Origin of the sequence: Microbacterium tenebrionis, from assembly GCF_020682665.1 — a bacterium.
Taxonomy (GTDB): Bacteria; Actinomycetota; Actinomycetes; order Actinomycetales; family Microbacteriaceae; genus Microbacterium; species Microbacterium tenebrionis.
Map to the genome: position 1 here is coordinate 1 of NZ_JAGTTM010000007.1, position 20,521 is coordinate 20,521.

The following is a 20,521-nucleotide window of genomic DNA, read 5'->3' on the forward strand; positions in this document are numbered from 1 at the left end:
CACCCTGCCGAAGCAGAGTCGAGGTTATTTGGCATTTGACAAGTGCACGCTGTTGAGTTCTCAAGGATCGGACGCACCCACGACCCAGTCATCACAACCAGGCCCGCAGGGCAACTTCTCAATTTTACCCCATGGGATCCGTTTGTCAAATCGGCGATCCGAGCGAACCCGGTGCGATCTGCGGAACCACAGAGCATCCCGAAACGCAGTCGTTCACCGAGGTGATCTTCTGTGTTTTCGGGAGGTGGTCCGCCACTTGAGGGGAGCTGAGCCTTGGCCCTTGCTCAACCCTGTGGGGCGAACAGGTAATAACTTACGCGGGATCGGCGCAGGGCGGCAAATCCGCGTGGGATCCCGGGCGTGTCGCGTACGATCGGGCCCATGAGCGAGCATCCGATCCCCCTCCCCTCTCGGCTCGCCACCGGCGAACTCGCGCGGGCGAGCGTCGGCGCTGTGTTCCGCGCGGCGGGACTGGATCGCACCTCGGACCTCGACGCCGATCGCATCGCCCTCGCCTACCGCAGCGACCGCGTCTTCCGCATCGACGGCACGATGCCCGAGGTCTGGTCGCCGTACTCGGGCTTCTGGCGATCCGCCGACGGATGGATCCGCAGCCACGGCAATTATCCCCACCACGCTCGAGCACTGCTGCGCGGACTCGGCCTGCCCGATGACGCAGGCGCGCAGGATGTCGGAGCGACCATCGCCGGGGCTGCGGGCGGCGACAGCGTCCGGCGCATCACGGCCGCCGGCGGTCTCGCCGTCGTGGTCGGTGCGGAGGATCCCGCGATCGATGCGGAATTCCGTGCCCGCCCGCTCGTCGAGATCAGCCGGACGGGCGACGACGAAGCGCCACCGGCAGCCGCACGTCCTTCCGGTCACCACGCGCCGCTGCACGGTATCCGCGTCCTCGACCTGACGCGCGTGATCGCCGGCCCCGTGTGCACCCGCACTCTCGCGCTACTCGGAGCCGACGTTCTGCGCATCGATCCACCGCACCTGCCCGAGCCGGTGTGGCAGCACCTCGACACGGGGCACGGCAAGCGCACCGCGATCCTCGATGCACGCTCGCCCGGGCTGCAGACGCTGCTCGCCGGCGCCGACGTCGTCGTCCTCGGTTACCGGCCCGCCGCCCTGGAGCGTCTCGGCCTCTCCCCCGACGCGCTCACCGCACGGCATCCGGGCCTGATCGTCGCGCAACTGAGCGCGTGGGGTGCCGAGCATCCGGATCGCGCCGGCTTCGACAGCCTCGTGCAGGCCGAGTCCGGCATCGCGATGGTCGAGTCTCCGGACGGCGAGACCCCTGGCGTACTCCCCGCCCAAGCGCTCGACCACAGCGCCGGGTATCTGCTCGCCGCGGGCGTCATCGACGCAGTCCGCCGACGCCGCGATGAGCGCGGCGGCTGGCACGTCTCGACCTCGCTCCGCCGCGTGGCCGCCGAACTGCTCGGGATGCCGCGCCGCTCGCAGCCGGCGCCGGCGGCCGAGATCGACCCGGCGCCGCACACGCAGGACTTCACGGTCGGCGGTCGGATCGTCACGACCGCGCGGGCAGCGATTCCGGGCTTCAGCTTCGCGGCGCCCCGCGCGTGGGCGACGGACGCCCCACAATGGTGAGCGCCACGCACAGTGCGAGGGTTCCCATCGCCCAGATGCCGCTCGCGAACGGGAGCACCCGGTACGCGAGATGCTGCACGGTGAAGTCCGGCGTGAGCGGTCCGAGCGTCGCGTAGCCGATCAGCCACGCGGCGATGAGGATCACGAGGAGCGACGCCCACCACAGCACACGGACCCACGGGCGCGTCGACCGCTGCACGTGAGGCCGCGGGCGCGCACGGCGCAACCACAGCGCCGCCCAGATCGCGATGATCACCAGACCCGCCACGCTCGAGCCGTGCTGCAGCCATGTGAAGCCCTGCAGCGGCCCCCACTGCTCCGCGATCGCGGGCAGGAGCTGCAGCCCCAGCCTGCCCTCGTGCGTGAACTCGTCCCACACGATGTGCGAGAGAACGCCGATGAGCAGGGACGCCGCCAGTGCGACCGCCCGCGTCCAGCGCTGACCGATGCCCAGCGCCTCGTTCACGGCATCCGCCGCCGGCATGTTCCAGTCGTCCGGCAGTCTGCGGGCGACCCACCCCGGCGACAGCTCCGTAGCCACCGGACGCAGTACGACCCGCCAGAGCAGGAACAGCCCGAGCGCGATGATCGCGGTCCAGACGATGTTCTCGTACGTGTGCGTGAACGGGTAGCTCACCCCGAAGCCGCGCACGAACAGGGGCAGGTCGGGCGTCATCGCCCCGATCGCGATCGCCGCAGGGACCAGCGGCGTGCGCACGAACGGCAGCGCGACCACCGCATGGCTCGGCGTGAACGGCATCAGTCGATGAAGATTCCCGCGAGGGTCTTCTTGCCGCGGCGGAGCACCGACACACCACCGGGCAGAGTGCCCTCCACGACGGCGGCATCGTCCTCCACGCGGGCACCGTCGAGGGAGACCCCGCCCTGCGCGATCGCGCGGCGCGCCTCGGACAGGCTCGCGACGAGACCGGTCGCGACGAGCGCGTCGACGACTGCGGTGCCGGCGGTGAGGGTAGCGTTGGACAGCTCGTCGAGCGCCGAGCGCAGCGTGGCCGCGTCGAGTGCGTTCAGGTCACCTTGCCCGAACAGGGCGTCGGATGCCGCGATCACAGCGGCCGTGGCATCCGCACCGTGCACGGTCGCGACGACCTCGAGTGCGAGGCGCTTCTGCGCGGCCCGGCGGAACGGCTCTGTCTCGACGAGAGCGGCGTACTCCTCGATCTCGGCGCGCGTGAGGAACGTGAAGATCTTGAGGCGATCGATCACATCGGCATCCGCCGTCGAGAGCCAGAACTGGTACATCCGGTACGGGCTGCACATGTCGGCATCCAGCCAGATGGCGTTGCCCTCGCTCTTGCCGAACTTCGTGCCGTCGCTGTTCGTGATCAGCGGCGTGCCGATCGCGTGCGCGGAAGTCCCCTCGACGCGGTGGATGAGATCGGTGCCGCTGGTGAGGTTGCCCCACTGGTCGGATCCGCCGGTCTGCAGCACGCAGTCATACTGACGGTAGAGCTCGAGGAAGTCCATGCCCTGCAGAATCTGGTAGCTGAACTCGGTGTAGCTGATGCCGGCATCCGAATTCAGGCGCGCGGCGACGGCATCCTTCTTCAGCATGGTCCCGACGCGGTAGTGCTTGCCGATCTCGCGCAGGAAGTCGATCGCGCTCATCGGCGCGGTCCAGTCGAGGTTGTTCACCATGCGCGCGGCGTTCTCGCCCTCGAAGCTGAGGAAGCGCTCGACCTGGACGCGCAGCCGCCCGACCCACTCCTCGACCGTCTCTCGCGTGTTGAGAGTGCGTTCGGCCGTGGGCCGCGGGTCGCCGATGAGCCCTGTCGATCCGCCGACGAGGCCGATCGGCTTGTGGCCGGCGAGCTGCAGGCGACGCAACAGCAGCAGCTGCACGAGGTTGCCGAGGTGCAGGCTGGGCGCTGTCGGGTCGAATCCGCAGTAGTACGTGATCGGGTCTCCGGCGAGAAGGGCGCGCAGCGCCTCCTGGTCGGTGGACACGTGGACGAGGCCGCGCCAGACGATCTCGTCCCACACGTTCTCGAACGTGGGATCGATCGCCTGCGGGGCAGTCGTCAGAGCGGGATTCGACACGCACTCCAGGCTATCAGCGCGGGGTGTGCCGCCACGTCCGCCGCTCGTGCGAAGCTGACGGCATGTCACCGGTGGATGAGTACGTGTCGATCGTCGTGGCCGCGATCATCGCGCTGATGCTGTGCGCGGTGCTGGTCCTCTCCTTCGTGAGCCTCCGCAGGCCCACGACGCCGCCGATGGCCGTCGCCGGTGGACTCGTGGCCGCAGCCCTCGTGACCATCGTGGTCGTGCGCCCGACACACATGCCGATCGCAGCGGCGATCTCGCTGACCGTGCTCGGAATCGCCGCCGCGACGATCGGCGGCAATCCGTTCACCCGACGGGCTCTCGACATCGCCACGGGCAAGCGCGTGCGCGAGACCGAGGACGGCGGCATCCTCATCATGGCTGCGCACGGCACCGATCCCGATCAAGCGCAGACGCTGATGCGCGGCGGCACGGTGATCGGGTACCTCGAACGCGTCGCCATGGTCATCGCGATCACGGTCGGGTTCCCCGAGGCGATCGCAGCCATCATCGCTGTCAAGGGCATCGGCCGCTTCCCCGAGCTGGCCGAGTCCGAGGCCAGGGAGCGGTTCATCATCGGCACGGTCGCGAGCATGCTCTGGGCCGGGGTGATCGGCGCGATCATCCGCCTCGCTCTGGTTTGGTGACGGCGCTGGTGTGGTGACGGCGCTGGTGTGGTGACGGCGCTGGTTTGGTGACGGTGCTGCGTTCTGCTACGGCGCAACCCCGAGCAGCCGGAACCCCTCGACGACGGCGGCCGCGCCCGACGTCGACAGGCTCTGCGACACTGCGGACTGCGTGATCCCCTCGGTCGTCGCCAGGTCGCTCTGCGTGCGTGAGAGGCAGCGGCCGTAGGTCAGTCTGCGCACGCGCTCCGACATCGCCCCGACGATCTCGTCGCGGCTGAGCAGGTAGGCGTTCGCCCACCGCACGGCGTCCGCGTAGCGCTCCTGCTCGCTCTCGTGCGCGACGACCCAGCTGCGCGCCTGCGGGGCCGTCCGCCTCTGCAGCGCCTCCACGTGCTCGATGGCGCTGCGTGCCGCCCACCAGCCCGGACCGTCCGCGATGCCCTGCGCGGATGCCGTCGACGGGACGGTGCCCACGTCGCCGATGCCGATGCCGTATCGGAACTCCACGCCGTCCGGCAGGGCCAGCCGCAGCAGCAGGATCACTCCGAGCGCCGCCTCCAGCGTCGGATAGACCGCCTGCTGCTCATCCCCGACCGTGGGCCTGAGCCCCTGCGTCGCGACGGGGAAGTCGCGTTCGACGCGGGCGATCGTGTCGTCGAACGCGCGCTGCGCCGCCGCCCGGTCGGCGAGCCGCCGGGAGCCGATGATGTCCGCCGTCACCACGATGGTCATGACATCAGCGTATCACTGATATTCCGTAGATATAAGTGAATGCCTGATTACCGGAGAATATCAGTCCCGATCGTCAGAGTCCGAGCGCGTGCGCGGCCTTCTGCGTCCGCGCGACGAGCTCGGACCGCTGCTCCTCCACACGCACCGGAGCCGTCCCTCCGGTTCCGGTGCGGGACGCGACCGATCCCTCGATGCTCAGCACCTCGCGCACCTGGGGCGTCAGGTGCTCCGACACCTGCGCGAGCAGCGTGTCGTCCGCATCCTCGAGGCCGATCCCCTGCTCCTCGCAGGCCCGCACCAGCGCACCCGAGATCTCGTGCGCGTCACGGAACGGCACCCGGCGCTTGACCAGCCATTCGGCGACGTCCGTCGCCAGTGAGAAGCCCTGCGGAGCGAGCTCCGCCATCCGCTCCGTGTCGAAGCGCAGCGTCGCGACCATGCCGGCGAAGGCGGGGAGCACGACCTCGAGGGTGTTCACCGAGTCGAAGACCGGCTCCTTATCCTCCTGCAGGTCGCGGTTGTACGCCAGCGGAAGACCCTTGAGCGTGGCCATGAGTCCCGTGAGGTTGCCGATCAGTCTGCCGGACTTGCCCCGGGTGAGCTCGGCGATGTCGGGGTTCTTCTTCTGCGGCATGATGCTCGACCCGGTCGAGTAGCTGTCATGCAGCGTGACGAATCCGAACTCGCGCGTGTTCCAGAGGATGATCTCCTCGGACAGGCGGGAGAGGTCGACGCCGATCATCGCGGTGATGAACGCGAACTCCGCGACGACGTCACGCGCGGCCGTGCCGTCGAGCGAGTTCTCGGCCGGGCGGTCGAGCCCCAGCTCACGGGCGACGAGGTCGGGGTCTAGCCCCAGCGTCGACCCCGCGAGCGCTCCCCCGCCGTACGGCGAGACGCCGGCGCGCACGCGCCAGTCGACGAGGCGCTCGAGCTCGCGGACCAGCGGCCAGGCGTGCGCCTGCAGGTGGTGGGCCAGGAGCACCGGCTGGGCATGCTGCAGGTGGGTGCGACCGGGGAGGATCGCTTCGGGATGCGCCTCGGCCTGGGCGACGAGCGCGTCGATGACGCGGAGGATGTCGCGGGCGATGACCTTCGCATGATCGATCAGATACATGCGCACGAGCGTCGCGATCTGGTCGTTGCGCGAGCGGCCGGCGCGCAGGCGCCCGCCGAGTTCAGGGCCGAGCTCGGCGATGAGCGCCTGCTCGAGAGCGCCGTGGACGTCCTCGTCGCTCGGCTGCGGGACGATCGTGCCGTCGGCGACCTTGCGCGCCACGGCGTCGAGTCCCTCGTGCATCCGCTGCTCCTCGTCGGCCTCGAGATACCCTGCGGCGGCGAGCGCCTTGGCGTGGGCGTGGGACCCGGCGATGTCGTACGGGGCCAGGATCCAGTCGAAGTGCGTGGAACGGCTGAGTTCGGCCAGTTCGGGCGACGGCCCCGATGCGAATCGCGCACCCCAGAGCGCGCCCTCGTTCGTGCCGTCGTTCTTCGCCTCGCTCATCCCCCCAGACTAGTGGCGGCGCGGCCGTCGCTTCACGTCGGCCGGGGCGAGGACACGGCGGCGCGCGCCGAGCGGTCCAGCAGCCACTCCAGCGGGCCGCGGCCCACGAGAAGCGCCCAGGCTGTGCAGCCGATGAGCACGCCGATCGTCAGCGGCCAGAACGGCTCCAGCTCGCGGAAGCCGAACAGGTCGCTCGTGTCACCGAACAGGGCGAGGGCGACGGCGGCCCAGACCACGAGCTGGACCGTGTATGCCGTGAGCGGCATCGCTCCCGTTGCGCGCAACGGCAGGGAGACGGCCTTCAGCACGCCGACGCGGCACAGCAGCAGACAGGTCGCCAGGACAGCGATGGCGAAGCCACCGGACCCGATCGCCTCGAGCAGCCCCGAGGAATGCGGCTCGGCCGTCCACACCGACCACCAGTACGGGTCGGCGGACGGTGGTGGCAGCTCGGCCAGACCGTACCCGACCGCGGCGAGCGCACCACCGGCGATGAGCATCCCGATCTGCGTTCGCAGGCGCGTGATGCCTGCCCTGGCGACGCCGAGCCCGGCGAGCACGAACGCGATCCACACGGTGAACGGGTAGTGCCAGCCGAGGAACGCATCGATCTCCCCACCGAACGGCATCTGCCAGATCGGCAGTTCGTTCAGCGCGGGCTGGACGAACGGCATGACGATCGCAAGCCCGGCGGCGGTCCCGAGCACCGCACGTGCCGGCATCCGCGTGAACGGCAGCGCGATGAGGAACAGGATCGCGTAGGCGGGCAGGATCACGTAGACGGGGACCCCGGTGAGGATGAGCAGGATGCCGAGCACGAGGAGCATCGCGCCGCGCAATGCCAGGCGGGCGCGGGCCACGCTCATCTCCCGGCGTCCGAGCGGGGTCGGGCCGCCGGTGACGAGGCCGATGGATACGCCGGCGAGGGTGGCGAACAGGATCGACGAGCGACCGTCGACGAGCGCCGTCCAGCTGCTCGAGTCGGTCCAGACGAAGCCGTCGGCGGTGACCAGCAGGTGCGCGGCGAACATGCCGATCACCGCCAGTCCGCGCGCGAGGTCGACCCCGGCGATACGGTCAGGGCCGTTCAGCCGTCGCCAGTTCGCGCGCAGACGACCCGCCATCATCACAGCGCGGATTTCAGTTCTGGCGGAGCAGCCAGACCAGCAGCGCCTTCTGGGCGTGCAGCCGGTTCTCGGCCTCGTCCCACACGACGCTCTGCGGACCGTCGATGACCTCGGGGTCGACCTCGTAGCCACGGTCTGCAGGCAGGCAGTGGATGAAGATCGCCTCGGGGTCGGCGAGGCTCATGGTCTCGGTCGTCACCTTGTACCCGCCGAGGTCGCGGATGCGCGCGATCTTCTCCTCCTCCTTGCCCATCGAGACCCACGTGTCGGTGACGACGACGTCGGCGCCGGCAGCGGCCTCGACCGGATCGGTGAACAGCGTGATCGATCCACCCGTCTCGGCGGCGCGGCGATCGGCCGCCTCGACGACATCGGCCCGCGGGGCGTACGACTCGGGTGAGGCCATGCGCACGTGCATGCCGGCCGTGACGCCGGCGAGTGCGTACGAGTGCGCCATGTTGCTCTGCGCGTCCCCGAAGAACGTCAGCGTCAGGCCCTTCAGATCTCCCTTGTGCTCACGGATCGTCAGCAGGTCGGCGAGCAGCTGGCAGGGGTGGAAGTCGTCCGAGAGCGCGTTGATGACCGGAACGCGGGTGCCTTCGGCCATCTCCTCGAGCCCCGCCTGCGCGTACGTGCGCCAGACGATCGCCGCCACCTGGCGCTCGAGCACCCGTGCGGTGTCGGACGGCGTCTCCTTGCCGCCGAGCTGGCTGTTGGCCGTCGAGATGATCAGCGGCGAGCCACCGAGGTCGGCGATCCCGACCGCGAACGAGACGCGGGTGCGGGTGGACGACTTGTCGAAGATGACCGCGACGGTCTGGGGGCCGGCGAGCGACTTGTCGGCCCAGCGGTCCTTCTTCAGCTCGACCGCGAGGTCGAGGATCTCGGCCTGCTCGGCAGACGTCAGGTCGTCATCACGCAGAAGATGGCGGGTCATGGTGCGGTCGCTTTCTCGGTCTCGGATTCCGCCAGGCTCGCCTGCACGTCGGCAAGGGCAGCGGTGAACAGTGTCTCGAACTCGGCGATCTCGGCGTCGCCGATGGTCAATGCGGGTGCGATGCGGATCGTCTCGGGGTTTGCCGCGTTGACGATGAGTCCGCGTTCCTGCGCTGCGGCGACGACGGCGTTCGCGATCGGCGACGACAGCACGATGCCGATCAGCAGTCCACGGCCGCGGACGCCGGCGATCAGCGGCGAGTCGATGCGCTCGATGGCCTCGCGCAGCTGCGTGCCGCGGCGGGCGGCGTTCTCGACGAGCCCGGCATCCTCGATCTCGGCGAGGACGGCGTTCGCGACGGCCGTGCCGAGCGGGTTGCCGCCGAACGTCGACCCGTGCGACCCGGGGGTGAACAGCGAGCTGGCCGCACCGAACGTCACGAGCGCTCCGATCGGGAAGCCGCCGCCGATGCCCTTGGCCAGCGTGATGGCATCCGGGGTGATCCCCTCATGGCTGAAGCCGAACCACTGTCCGGTGCGCCCAGCACCGGTCTGGATCTCATCGACGATGAGCAACGCGCCGTGCTTCAGCGTGAGCGAGCGGGCGGCCGCGAGGTATCCATCCGGCAGTTCGACCACGCCTGCCTCGCCCTGGATGGGCTCGACGATGATCGCGGCCACGCGGTCGTCCATCGCAGCCTCGAGCGCCTCGATGGTCGCAGGGATGTGCTCGACGCCGGCCGGCATGGGCTCGAACGGCTCGCGCATGGCTTTCTTGGCCGTGAGCGCGAGCGATCCGATCGTGCGTCCGTGGAAGCCGTTCTCCAGCGCGAGGATGCGCGGTCGATCCGTACCGCCGTGCAGGCGGGCGAGCTTGAAGGCCGCCTCGTTCGCCTCGGCGCCCGAATTCGAGAAGTAGACGCGACCGTCGATGCCGGCGCCGGCCAGCCGCTTCAGGCGCGCGGCCAGCGCGAGCTGCGGCGGCGTGGCGAAGTAATTCGACACGTGCGCGAGGGTCGCGGCCTGCTTCGCGATCGCCTCGACGAAGACGGGGTGCGCATGGCCGAGCGAGTTCACGGCGATGCCGGCGAGGAAGTCCAGGTAGCGCTTGCCGTCGCCGTCCCACACGTACGATCCCTCGCCACGGGTGAGCAGCGCCAGACGGTCTCCGACGTTGCGCACCAGGTCGCGTGCCACGTCATCCTGCCAGACGGTCATGCCGTCACCTCCGCTTCTCCGAGTACGACTTCGGTTCCGATGCCCTTGCTGGTGAACAGCTCGACGAGCACCGAGTGCGGCACGCGTCCGTCGATGATGGCCGCGGCGTCCACACCGCCCTCGACAGCATCCAGGCACGCGCGCATCTTCGGGATCATGCCCGACTCCAGCGACGGCAGCATGCGGACCAGCTGCTGCGAGGTGATGTGCGAGACGAGCGAGTCGCGGTTGGGCCAGTCGGCGTAGAGGCCCGGGACGTCGGTGAGGATCACGAGCTTGCGCGCGTTCAGCGCGGTCGCAAGGGCGGATGCCGCGGCATCCGCGTTCACGTTCAACGACTGTCCGGGGTTGTCGAGGTCGGGCGCGATGCTGGAGATCACCGGGATGCGCCCGGCTGCGAGGTGGTCGAGGACCGCGGTCGGGTCGACCTCGACGACATCGCCGACGCGACCGAGGTCGACGTGCTCACCGTCGATCTCGACACCGCGGCGGCGTCCCCCGAAGAGCCCGGCATCCTCACCGCTGAGCCCGGTGGCGATCGGGCCGTGCGAGTTGATCTTCGCGACCAGCTGCGGGTTCACCTGACCGGTGAGCACCATCCGCACGACGCTGATCGCCTCGGTGTTGGTGACCCGGTAGCCGCCCTTGAACTCGCTGGGGATCGCCAGCCGGTCGAGCATGTTCGAGATCTGTGGACCGCCGCCGTGCACGACGACCGGCTGCACGCCGACGTAGCGGAGGTACGCGATGTCCTGCGCGAACGCCTCCTGCAGCTCGTCGGAGACCATGGCGTTGCCGCCGTACTTGACCACGACGATCTGGTCGCGGAACTTCTTCAGCCACGGCAGCGACTCGATGAGCGTCGCGGCCTTCTCCGCCGCGACGTCGGGGGGTGTGTCCTGGATGTCTGTCATGAGGAGTACGCGCTGTTCTCGTGGACGTAGTCGTGGGTGAGGTCGTTCGTGCGGATCGTCGCCTCGGCATCGCCCACCTGCAGGTCGATGAGCAGGTCGGTGGCGCGCGGGGCGAGGTCGACGTCCTCGCGCGGGCGGTCAGGGCCGCCCTTGCTGCACACGCGGACGCCGTTCATCCAGACGTCGACGTCGTAGGGGTCGAACTGCGCGCTGGTCGTGCCGATCGCGGCGAGGACGCGCCCCCAGTTCGGGTCGTTGCCGAAGATCGCCGCCTTGAACAGGTTGTTGCGGGCCACCGAACGCCCGACTTCGACGGCGTCCTGTTCCGTGACCGCGTTCGCGACACGGATCGTGATGTCGTGGCTCGCGCCCTCGGCATCCCCCTGCAGCTGAGCCGCCAACTGATCGCTGAGCTCGGTGAGCGCCGCGGTGAACTCCTCGAGGTCGGGCTTCACGCCGCTCGCTCCGCTGACGAGCAGGGTGACCTGATCGTTCGTCGACATGCAGCCGTCGGAGTCGAGCCGATCGAAGGTCTTCCCGGTCGCCGCCCGCAGGGCCGTGTCGGCCTCGATCGCCTCGAGGTCGGCGTCGGTCGTGATGACGACGAGCATCGTGGCAAGACCCGGTGCGAGCATCCCCGCGCCCTTGGCCATGCCGCCGATCGACCAGCCTTCCCGCTCGACGAGCGCGGTCTTCGCGACGCTGTCGGTCGTCATGATCGCGTGCGCCGCGTCGTCGCCGCCGTCTGCGCTCAGGGCGGCGATCGCCTGCTCCGTGCCGTCGAGGACCTTGGCGCGGAACGCCTCGTCGCCGGTGCCGATGAGGCCCGTCGAGCAGACGAGGATGTCGCCGGCAGCGACACCCAGCAACTCCGCCGCCTTCTCGGCGGTCTGGTGGGTGGTCTGGAAGCCGAAGCTGCCGGTGAAGCAGTTGGCGCCGCCGGAGTTCAGCACGATCGCCTCGACCGTGCGGTCGAGGATGACCTGCTGCGACCAGATGATCGGGTTCGCCTTGGCGCGGTTGCTCGTGAAGACGGCGGCACCGACCTTGCGCGGTCCGCGGTTGACGACGACGGCGACGTCGGGCTTGCCGGTCGACTTCAGACCAGCGGCGACGCCGGCCGCCTCGAATCCCTGGGGGGCTGTGACGCTCATGGGGCCACTCCGTTCACGGTGAGGGCGCGGCCTTCGGGCAGGCCGAGCGCGAGGTTCATGGACTGGATGGCAGCGCCGGCGGTGCCCTTGACGAGGTTGTCGACGGCCGTGACGATCGTGACCCGGTTCGCTGCGCGGTCGATCGCGAGTCCCATCAGCGCGGTATTCGCGCCGAGGACGTCGGCGGTGCGGGGGAAGTGCCCCTCGGGCAGGAGCTGCACGAAGGTCTCGTCGCCGTAGGCGTCCTGCCAGGCGGCGCGGATCTGCTCGTCGGTCGCGCCGTCCGCGATGGGGGCCGTGGACGTCGCGAGGATGCCGCGGGCCATCGGCACGAGGACGGGGGTGAAGGAGATGCGAGGATCGGCGGCGCCGGCGCCGCGCAGCGCCTGCTGGATTTCCGGGATGTGCCGGTGCGTGCCGCCGACCGCGTACGGGTTCGCCGTGCCGAGCAGTTCGCTGCCGAGCAGGTGCGGCTTCAGGCTCTTGCCGGCTCCGGAGGGCCCGACGGCGAGCACGCTGACGATGTCGTACGGGTCGATGACGCCGGCGGCGACACCGGGGACGAGGCTGAGGCTCACGGTCGAGGCGTTGCAGCCGGGAGCTGCGATGCGCTTGGCTGTGCGCAGGTTCTCGCGCTGCTTGGAGCCATCGATGATCAGTTCCGGGACTCCGTAGGCCCAGGGCTCATGGAAGTGCCCGCCGTAGAAAGCGTCCCACGATTCCTGCGAGGTGAGCCGGTGATCGGCACCGGCGTCGACGACCAGTGGCACGTCGCCCAGCGCATCGGTGTACTGCCCCGACTGACCGTGCGGCAGGGCGAGGAAGACGACGTCATGGCCGGCGAGGATCTCGGGCGTCGTGTCCTGCAGAGTGAGGTGCGCGAGCGAGCGCAGGTGCGGCTGGTGCTCGATGAGCGGCTGACCGGCGTTCGAATGCGCGGTCACCGTGCGGATCTCGATGTCGGGATGACTGGCCAGGAGGCGCAGGATCTCGCCGCCCGCATAGCCGGATGCGCCGGAGACGGCGACGGTATACGTCATGCTTCTACCTTAACGGTGCGGGACGGTCGTCCCTGGGGTGTCTGAGGTCCGAGGCGGCGACTCCGGCGCTCGACCCACCGGCGCGGGCACGGTTCAGGGAGCGCAGAGGTCGCCTAGAGTCGGCGGCCGCCCAGACCGCTGCGGCGTCGGCGCACCACGGTGACGCTCGGAACAAGCGTCGAAGGGGTGATTGCGGCCGAAGGCATGTCGCGACAGTAGCGCTCGCGGCGCAGCATCCGCAAATCGAGCGAAGCGGACGCCGTCACACGCGTCCCGTCGTGCAGCGACCGTGTCAGGACGGGAGCTCGGCGAGGAGCGCTCGCTCGTCGTCGCGGGTAAGGCCGGCGCGACGCGATCGGTCGAGTCCGCGGGCGCGCTCGTCATCGAGCACGCGCCCGATGACCTTCTCGAGCGGGGTCCGGGTGCCACCGGCGGCGGCGTAGCTGGCGTTCGAGCGGGTCATGAATCCCGACCAGTCTCGTGGCAGCCACAGCGGGAGCGATCGCTCCCCCATCCACGGCTGCACCTCGTGCGATTCGAGCCAGTCGTCGGCCGCGACGACGGTGCGACCGGTGTGGCCGGCCGCGACCCGGAACAGCCCGAGCACGTCGTCGAACGGATGCGGATCTCCGATGGCGTTGCGGATGCCGATGAGATCGGCGTTCGCTGCGAAACCGGCGAGGTCGTCGACATCGATCACCTGAGCGGAGCGCCCCGTGCCGTCGGGGACCAGCACCGCTTCGGAGCCGGCGCGCGCGAACGCGGCAGCCCAGTAGCCGAAGCGGTCGCTGGGGTCGCCCGGCCCGACGATGAGACCGGGTCGGATGATGTGGACGCGGCCGCCGAGCGCCCTGACCGCTGCCTCGGCGGCGACCTTCTGCGCGGCGTAGTCGTACTCGTCGCCGTCGGCGGCCGGCTCCTCCAGACGCGCGGTCTCATCGGCGTCGTCGACATCGGCGTCGGCGTACACCGACATCGAGGACACGTACGTCCAGTGCGCAGCACGATGGCCGAGGGCGCTCACCGCGGTTCTGACGTGATCGGCGCGGGAGGAGATGTCGACGACCTCGTCCCAGTCGCGGTCGAGCTGCCCGTATGTCGCCGGGTCGTCCCGATCCCCGCGGACGAGGGCTGTGCCGTCGGGCGCTGGTCTCCCGCCCCTCGCAAGGCAGGTGACCTGCGCCCCGGCATCCGCCCAGCGCCGCGCGATGCGGCCGGACAGCCAGCCGGTGCCGCCGAGGATCAGGACGTCGGGCATGATCCCATGCCACCATGTCGCGGCGCGTTGCGGAAGTCATTCCGCTCAGAGCAGAGAAGGCGTCTCCAAGCGCGGGTGCCGGTGAGCGACGACTGCGCACGCAGCCATGACGCGAACGGCGAGGAGGAGGTGATGCCCCCTCCTCGCCGTCGTCATCCCGTGCGTGCACGGGATACGCGATTCAGTCGCGGATGCTCGCGCCGAAGCGCTCCGACGCCGTAGCCACACCGGCGAGCTTCGCCTCGGTCGCCTCGGCGGCGGTGAGCGTGCGGTCGGGCGCCCGGAACCGCAGAGCGAAGGTCAGGCTCTTCTGGCCGGCATCCAGTCCCTGCCCGCGGTAGTCATCGACGAGACGGACGGATTCGAGCAGGTCGCCCGCGCCCTCGATGAGAGCGGCGCGCAACTCGCCCGCGGTCACCTCCTCGGACACGACGAGCGACACGTCCTGCGTGGCGGCGGTGTAGGTCGACAGGGATGCCGCGACCACGCGCTCGCCCGCGACCGACAGGATGCCGTCGAGATCGAGTTCGAGCACGACGGCGCGTCCGGGCAGGTCGGCGTCGGACGCGACGTTCGGGTGCAGTTCGCCCACGTAGCCGACCTCGGTGCCGGCGACGCTGAGGACGCCTGCACGACCGGGGTGGAGGGCGGCGCGCTGTCCCTGCACGACGTCGATCTCCACGCCCGCGGCCACCGCGATCACGCGGACGGCGTCCAGTGCTTCCGACAGCCCGTACGACTCGACGGCCCGGCCCGGCTGACGCGCCGTGACGTTGCCCGTGAAGAGCGCGGCGACATGGCGGCGCTGCGGCGGGATGGAGGCGTTCAGCTCGGCGAGCTTCTCGTCCGTCGGACGCTGGCCCAGCGGCGGCACGTCGTCGGTGCCGTACGTCACGCCCGGTTCCGGGAGGAACACCGAACCGGTCTCGAAGATCGCCAGATCCGTGAGACCGCGCGCGATGTTGCGGTGCGCGATCTGCAGCAGCCCGGGGATGAGCGAGCGACGAAGGAACGGCGCCTGCCCGTCGAGCGGGTTCGCGAGCTTCACGCTCGGCAGCTTCTCACCCGACGCAGAGCCGTGCAGGGCGTTGTGCGCCTCGGTCGTGAACGGGAACGCCGGCGTCTCGACGAGGCCGGCCGCGGCGAGGGCGTTCGCAACCCGGCGGCGCCCCTGCTGGGCGGCGGTGAGTCCGCGACCGGCGGGCGGGGTGGGCAGCACGGAGGGAACCCGGTCCAGGCCGTGGATGCGGGCGACCTCTTCGGCCAGCGTCCACTTGTCCGTGAGATCGGGCCGCCAGCTCGGCGGGATGACCTGCCAGCCGTCGGAGGTCTCGGTCACCTCGGCGCCGATGGTCTCGAGCGCGCCGGTGACCTCTTCCTCGGTATAGTCCACGCCGATGAGGCCCGATACGAAGCCGTCCGGCAGGGCGATGCCGGCGATCTCGAACTCCGAGTACAGCGCACCGCCGAGCTCGTCGATGCGTCCGCCCGCGAGCTCGACCATGAGGTCGGCGACGCGGCGGGCGGCGACGAACGGAACGAGCGGGTCGACACCGCGCTCGAAGCGCTTGGACGCCTCGCTGGGCAGCTTGTGCCGTCGCGCGGTGCGGGCGATCGAGATCGGATCGAAGATCGCGGCCTCGATGAGCACGTTGCGGGTGGCATCCGACATCTCTGTGGTGCCGCCGCCCATGACACCGGCGAGGCCGATGGGGCCGGAGTCGTCGGTGATCAGGAGGTCTTCGACGTGGAGCTTCCGCTCCTGTCCGTCGAGCGTCGTCAGCTTCTCCCCCGGCTGAGCACGGCGCACCGTGATGCCGCCTGAGAGCTTGTCGAGGTCGTAGCCGTGGATCGGGTTGCCGATCTCGAGCATCACGTAGTTCGTGATGTCGATGAGGACGCCGAGCGAGCGGATGCCGGCGAGCGAGAGCCGAGCGATCATCCATGGCGGCGTCGGACGGGACGGGTCGACATCGCGCACGACCCGCACGACGAACTCCTGCACGGCGGGATTCTCGCGCAGCGGCTCGGCGTCCACGGCGAGCGGGAAGCCCGTGCCCGGCTGGACATCGGCCCACTCGTGCTCGGCGGGGTCGCGGAAATCCGCCCCCGTCGCGTGCGCATACTCGCGGGCGACGCCGCGGATCGAGAACGCGTACCCGCGATCCGGCGTCACGTTGATCTCGACGGCCTTGTCGTCCAGGCCCAGCAGGGCGACCGCGTCCGTTCCGACGGGTGCGTCGATGCCGAGCGTCGACAGCACCAGGATCCCGTCGTGCTCATCGCCGAGCCCCAGCTCGCGCGCCGAGGCGATCATGCCGTCCGAGACATGACCGTAGGTCTTACGGGCGGCGATCGGGAAGGGGCCCGGCAGCACGGCGCCGGGAAGGGTCACGACGACCTTGTCGCCGACGGCGAAGTTCGATGCGCCGCAGACGATTCCGCGGACGCCGCCGTTCTCCTCGCCGACGTCGACCTGGCACCATCGGATGGTCTTGCCGTTATTCTGCGGTTCCTCCTCGAACGAGAGCACCTGACCCACGACGACGGGGCCGGAGATCTCGAAGCCGTGCAGCTCCTCCTCTTCGAAGCCGACCGACACGAGCGCCGCGAAGACGTCGTCGGCCGTGGCATCCGGTGCCACATCCACGTACTCACGCAACCACGAAAGCGGGACGCGCATCACACCACCATCCCGAACTGCTCGCTGAATCGGATATCGCCCTCGGCCATGTCGCGCATGTCCTGCACGTCGGAGCGGAACATGAGCCCGCGCTCGACGCCGATGCCGAACGCGAAGCCGCTGTACACCTCCGGGTCGATCCCGGCGGCACGCAGCACGTTGGGGTTGACCATGCCGCAGCCGCCCCACTCGATCCAGCGCGCGCCGCCCTTGAAGGTCGGGTGCCACAGGTCGAACTCGGCGGACGGCTCGGTGAAGGGGAAGAAGTTCGTGCGCAAGCGCGTCTTGGCCTCGGCGCCGAAGAGCTGGCGGGCGAGGTGGTCGAGCGTGCCCTTCAGGTGCGCCATCGTGATGTCCTTGTCGACCACGAGGCCCTCGACCTGGGTGAAGACGGGCAGGTGCGTGGCGTCGAACTCGTCGGTGCGGTACACGCGGCCGGGGCACAGCACGTAGATCGGCATCTCGCGGTCGAGCATCGAGCGCACCTGGACGGGGCTCGTGTGCGTGCGCATGACGAGATGGCGATCGACCGGGTCGACGAAGAACGTGTCCTGCATCTGACGCGCGGGATGGTCGACGTCGAAGTTCAGCGCATCGAAGTTGAACCACTCGTGCTCGAGCTCGGGGCCCTCCGCGATCTCCCAGCCCATGCCGACGAAGACGTCGGAGATGTCGTCCTGCAGCTGCATGAGCGGATGCCGGGCACCCATGCGGGTGCGCGAGGAGACGGCGGTGATGTCGACGCGCTCGTCCTCGAGACGGGCGGCGAGCTCGACTTCGGCGAGCTCGGCCTCCTTCGCGGCGAGGGCCTGAGTGACGCGGCCGCGCCCTTGACCGATGAGCTTCCCGAAGGTCGCCTTGTGCTCGGGGGCGACCTGGCGCATCGACGCGTTGAGAACCGCCAGCGGCGACCCCTCGGCGACGTGCGCGGCGCGGGCCGCCTTCAGTTCTGCGGTGGTGGCGGCGGCGCCGATCGCCTCGAGAGCTGCGGCGACCGCGGTTTCCACCGCCTCTGGGGTGATTTCTGGGGCGTCAGACACAAGACATGAGTCTACCGGCGTGGTGCGTCCCGCTCGTGCGCCTCAGTCGGTCTTGGGCGGGGCCTGGGCGGCAATGAGCTCGGTGTCGGTGCCTTCGTGCATCACCGCAGCGTTATCCGCGGCCAGAGCCTTCATCCGCGGCGAGCGGCGGGTCTTGATCTCGGCCCACTTCGCGATGCCGGAGAGGATCAGACACATGACGATGTAGATGCCACCGATGACGAGCGCCGACTGCAGGATGGGACGGCCCGGCTGCGTGCTGAGGAGCTTGGCGTAGTACAGCAGTTCCTGGTACGTGATCAGGAACCCGAGCGCGGTGTCCTTCATCGTCACGACGAGCTGCGCCACGATGACGGGGAGCATCGCACGCACGGCCTGCGGCAGCAGAATCAGGGTCATCACACCGCTCTTGCGGAGGCCGATCGCGAAGCCGGCCTCCTTCTGGCCGCGCGGCAGCGATTCGATGCCGGCGCGCAGCGCCTCGGCGAGCACCGAGCCGTTGTAGAGCATCAGCGCGATCACGACAGCCCAGTACGGCTCCATCTTCACACCGAGCGTCGGCAGACCGTAGTACAGGATCATCATCATGACGAGCACGGGGACGGCCCGGAAGAACTCGGTCACGACGGTCACCGGTACGCGCACCCAGGCGTGATCCGAAAGGCGTCCGATCGCCAGCACGAATCCGAGCGCGAGGCTGAGCACGGCCGCCAGGGCGAATGCGCGCAGCGTGTTCATCAGCATCGCCCCGATGGATTCCCACACGACCGTGTAGGTGAACACGTTCCACTTCGCCGCGCTGAACTGGTTGGTCAGAGACAACCGCCACAGGACGAAGGCGAGGACAGCGACCACGACGACGACGGTCACGACCGCGAGGATCATGTTGCGACGGCGGGCACGAGGACCGGGGACGTCGAAGAGCACAGAACTCATCGTGCGATCCTCCAACGGTTCTCAAGCGTTCGCTGCAGCCATGTCAGCAGCATCACGAGCGCGACGAAGATGAGGGCGACCCACAGCAGCACCTCCATCGGTGTGCCGGGCCGGGTGTGCGACTCCGAGATCGTGGATCGCAGCTGCGGAAGAACCGCGATGGAGAATCCGGCGGCGACGGTCGTGTTCTTCAGCAGAGCGATGAAGACGCTCATCATGGGCGGCACGACCGAGCGGAATGCCTGCGGCAGCACGACCTGCGTCATGACCTGACCGAATGGCAGCCCGATCGCCCGGGCCGCCTCTGCCTGCCCCACCGGCACCGTGTTGATGCCGGCACGCAGCGTCTCGGCGACGTACGTGGCCGTATAGACGCCGATGGCGAAGATGCCGAGCACGAGGTTCGAGAGCGGAGGCAGGGCGAGTGCGCTGTATCCGAAGATGAAGAAGAAGAAGACGAGGGTGAGCGGGGTGTTGCGCACGAGCGTGACGTACGCCGTTCCGACCGCGCGGGCGACGGGGACGGGCGAGACGCGCATCGCGCCGACGATGGTGCCGAGCACCAGCGCGATGATGCCGCCGAAGAAGAACACCAGCAGCGTGTAGGTGATGCCCTGACCCCACAGGTCGAGGTTGCCGAAGATGGCGTCCACGCGCCCTCCCCTTCTCAGATAAACGGTGCGGAGCGGCTGCTCGAGCCGCCCCGCACCGTGATGGATCAGTCGACTGCCGGCTGCTCGACTTCGATGCCCGACTGACCGAGGGTCGCGTCGAAGATCGCCTGCCAGGTGTCGCCGCCGTCGGTGAACAGCGTGTTGATGTGGTCCTTCAGGACGGTGTCGCCCTTCGGGAGGCCGACGCCGTAGCGCTCCTCGGTGAACAGACCGTCCAGAACCTTCACGTCATCCGGGTACTGAGCGGCGTAGCCGATGAGGATCGCAGCGTCGGTGGTGACCGCGTCGACCTTCCCGCTGATGAGGTCCTCGACGCACTGGGAGTAGATGTCGTACTCAGCCGTCTTGATCTCGGGGAAGTTGTCCTTGATGTTCTGGATCGGCGTGGAGCCGGTCGCCGAGCACACGGTCATGCCGTTGAAGTCGGAGACCTCCTTGACCTCGGTCATCTCGCTGTCGGCGGCGACGAGGAAGCCCTGACCGGTGACGAAGTAGGGACCTGCGAAGTCGATCTGCTCCTTGCGCTTGTCCGTGATCGAGTAGGTGCCGACGTAGTAGTCGATGTCGCCGTTCACGAGCGCCTGCTCGCGGTTCGCGGAGGCGATCGGCTCGTACGTGATGTCGCTCTCCTCGAACCCGAGGGATGCCGCGATCCAGCGCGCGATCTCGATGTCGAAGCCGCTGCGCTCGTTGGTCGTGGCGTCGAGGTAGCCGAGGTTGGGCTGGTCCTCCTTGACACCGATGACGGGCCCGCCGCGCTCGACCATGGCGTCGAACGTCGGGCTTCCTTCGAGCTGGACGTCGGTCGCGACCTCGTACGCGGGGGCGTCTCCGCCGTCTGCACCATCGCCGGCGTCGCCGCCGGGGGTGGTCGGGCTGCCGCTGTTGCAGGCGGTGAGGGCGAGCAGCGCTGTCGCCGCGATCCCGATCCCTGCCAGTGTCCGTGTGCGTCGCATGTGCGTCTCCTTCGTGTGCTGTGTGTTCAGGTGCTG

Annotated in this window: 18 protein-coding genes; 2 read left to right on the forward strand and 16 right to left on the reverse strand. The window is 69.3% G+C overall.

The annotated features are described in order from the left end of the window. Positions 1–381 precede the first annotated feature (381 nt). Positions 382–1,617 (forward strand): CoA transferase, encoded by a 1,236-nt coding sequence (locus KEC56_RS13070; RefSeq protein WP_227531287.1) that lies wholly within the window; start codon positions 382–384, stop codon positions 1,615–1,617. Here the strand turns inward: KEC56_RS13070 and KEC56_RS13075 are convergent. Together KEC56_RS13075 and tyrS are read right to left on the reverse strand one after the other, a co-directional pair. Beyond that, positions 1,568–2,377, reverse strand: a complete 810-nt coding sequence (locus KEC56_RS13075; protein WP_227531288.1) for a DUF4184 family protein — start codon at positions 2,375–2,377, stop codon at positions 1,568–1,570. The two genes, KEC56_RS13070 and KEC56_RS13075, sit on opposite strands and share 50 nt — an antisense overlap. After that, positions 2,377–3,678 (reverse strand): tyrosine--tRNA ligase, encoded by a 1,302-nt coding sequence (gene tyrS / locus KEC56_RS13080; protein ID WP_227531289.1) that lies wholly within the window; start codon positions 3,676–3,678, stop codon positions 2,377–2,379. Before tyrS ends, KEC56_RS13075 begins: the two co-directional genes overlap by 1 nt. Positions 3,679–3,740: 62 nt before the next feature. On the opposite strand from tyrS, the gene KEC56_RS13085 reads away from it, so the two are divergent. Next, the gene (locus tag KEC56_RS13085) at positions 3,741–4,331 is read left to right on the forward strand and encodes a hypothetical protein (protein WP_175987471.1); all 591 of its coding nucleotides are present in this window, start codon (positions 3,741–3,743) and stop codon (positions 4,329–4,331) included. 66 nt (positions 4,332–4,397) lie between these two features. Here the strand turns inward: KEC56_RS13085 and KEC56_RS13090 are convergent, their stop codons facing one another. The 14 genes from KEC56_RS13090 to KEC56_RS13155 all read right to left on the reverse strand — a co-directional run bounded on the left by KEC56_RS13090 (position 4,398) and on the right by KEC56_RS13155 (position 20,485). Continuing rightward, on the reverse strand, positions 4,398–5,045 hold the full coding sequence (locus KEC56_RS13090) for a SatD family protein (protein ID WP_227531290.1): 648 nt from the start codon (positions 5,043–5,045) through the stop codon (positions 4,398–4,400). Positions 5,046–5,118: 73 nt separating this feature from the next. Continuing rightward, entirely contained in the window at positions 5,119–6,549 is a 1,431-nt protein-coding gene (gene argH, locus KEC56_RS13095; protein ID WP_227531291.1) for an argininosuccinate lyase, read from the reverse strand. A gap of 32 nt (positions 6,550–6,581) precedes the next feature. Further along, the gene (locus tag KEC56_RS13100) at positions 6,582–7,673 is read right to left on the reverse strand and encodes a heparan-alpha-glucosaminide N-acetyltransferase domain-containing protein (protein ID WP_227531292.1); all 1,092 of its coding nucleotides are present in this window, start codon (positions 7,671–7,673) and stop codon (positions 6,582–6,584) included. A gap of 16 nt (positions 7,674–7,689) precedes the next feature. After that, entirely contained in the window at positions 7,690–8,613 is a 924-nt protein-coding gene (gene argF / locus KEC56_RS13105) for an ornithine carbamoyltransferase (protein ID WP_175987465.1), read from the reverse strand. After that, positions 8,610–9,830 (reverse strand): acetylornithine transaminase, encoded by a 1,221-nt coding sequence (locus KEC56_RS13110; RefSeq protein WP_227531293.1) that lies wholly within the window; start codon positions 9,828–9,830, stop codon positions 8,610–8,612. Before KEC56_RS13110 ends, argF begins: the two co-directional genes overlap by 4 nt. Then, on the reverse strand, positions 9,827–10,744 hold the full coding sequence (argB, locus tag KEC56_RS13115; RefSeq protein ID WP_227531294.1) for an acetylglutamate kinase: 918 nt from the start codon (positions 10,742–10,744) through the stop codon (positions 9,827–9,829). The genes KEC56_RS13110 and argB overlap by 4 nt, the downstream gene beginning before the upstream one ends. Beyond that, positions 10,741–11,898 carry a bifunctional glutamate N-acetyltransferase/amino-acid acetyltransferase ArgJ gene (argJ, locus tag KEC56_RS13120; protein ID WP_227531295.1) on the reverse strand — a complete coding sequence of 386 codons (1,158 nt, stop codon included), beginning with the start codon at positions 11,896–11,898 and terminating at the stop codon, positions 10,741–10,743. The genes argB and argJ overlap by 4 nt, the downstream gene beginning before the upstream one ends. Then, positions 11,895–12,938: an N-acetyl-gamma-glutamyl-phosphate reductase gene (gene argC / locus KEC56_RS13125; RefSeq protein ID WP_227531296.1), complete on the reverse strand. Its 1,044-nt coding sequence runs from the start codon at positions 12,936–12,938 to the stop codon at positions 11,895–11,897. Before argC ends, argJ begins: the two co-directional genes overlap by 4 nt. Before the next feature lie 292 nt (positions 12,939–13,230). Next, entirely contained in the window at positions 13,231–14,196 is a 966-nt protein-coding gene (locus KEC56_RS13130) for an NAD-dependent epimerase/dehydratase family protein (protein ID WP_227531297.1), read from the reverse strand. Positions 14,197–14,377: 181 nt separating this feature from the next. Beyond that, on the reverse strand, positions 14,378–16,879 hold the full coding sequence (gene pheT, locus KEC56_RS13135) for a phenylalanine--tRNA ligase subunit beta (protein ID WP_227531298.1): 2,502 nt from the start codon (positions 16,877–16,879) through the stop codon (positions 14,378–14,380). Next, on the reverse strand, positions 16,879–17,919 hold the full coding sequence (gene pheS, locus KEC56_RS13140; protein ID WP_227531299.1) for a phenylalanine--tRNA ligase subunit alpha: 1,041 nt from the start codon (positions 17,917–17,919) through the stop codon (positions 16,879–16,881). The genes pheT and pheS overlap by 1 nt, the downstream gene beginning before the upstream one ends. A 42-nt stretch (positions 17,920–17,961) precedes the next feature. After that, on the reverse strand, positions 17,962–18,855 hold the full coding sequence (locus KEC56_RS13145; protein ID WP_175987448.1) for an amino acid ABC transporter permease: 894 nt from the start codon (positions 18,853–18,855) through the stop codon (positions 17,962–17,964). Further along, positions 18,852–19,508, reverse strand: a complete 657-nt coding sequence (locus KEC56_RS13150) for an amino acid ABC transporter permease (protein ID WP_175987446.1) — start codon at positions 19,506–19,508, stop codon at positions 18,852–18,854. Before KEC56_RS13150 ends, KEC56_RS13145 begins: the two co-directional genes overlap by 4 nt. 65 nt (positions 19,509–19,573) lie before the next feature. Continuing rightward, entirely contained in the window at positions 19,574–20,485 is a 912-nt protein-coding gene (locus KEC56_RS13155; protein WP_175987444.1) for a glutamate ABC transporter substrate-binding protein, read from the reverse strand. Between the last annotated feature and the right edge of the window lie 36 nt (positions 20,486–20,521).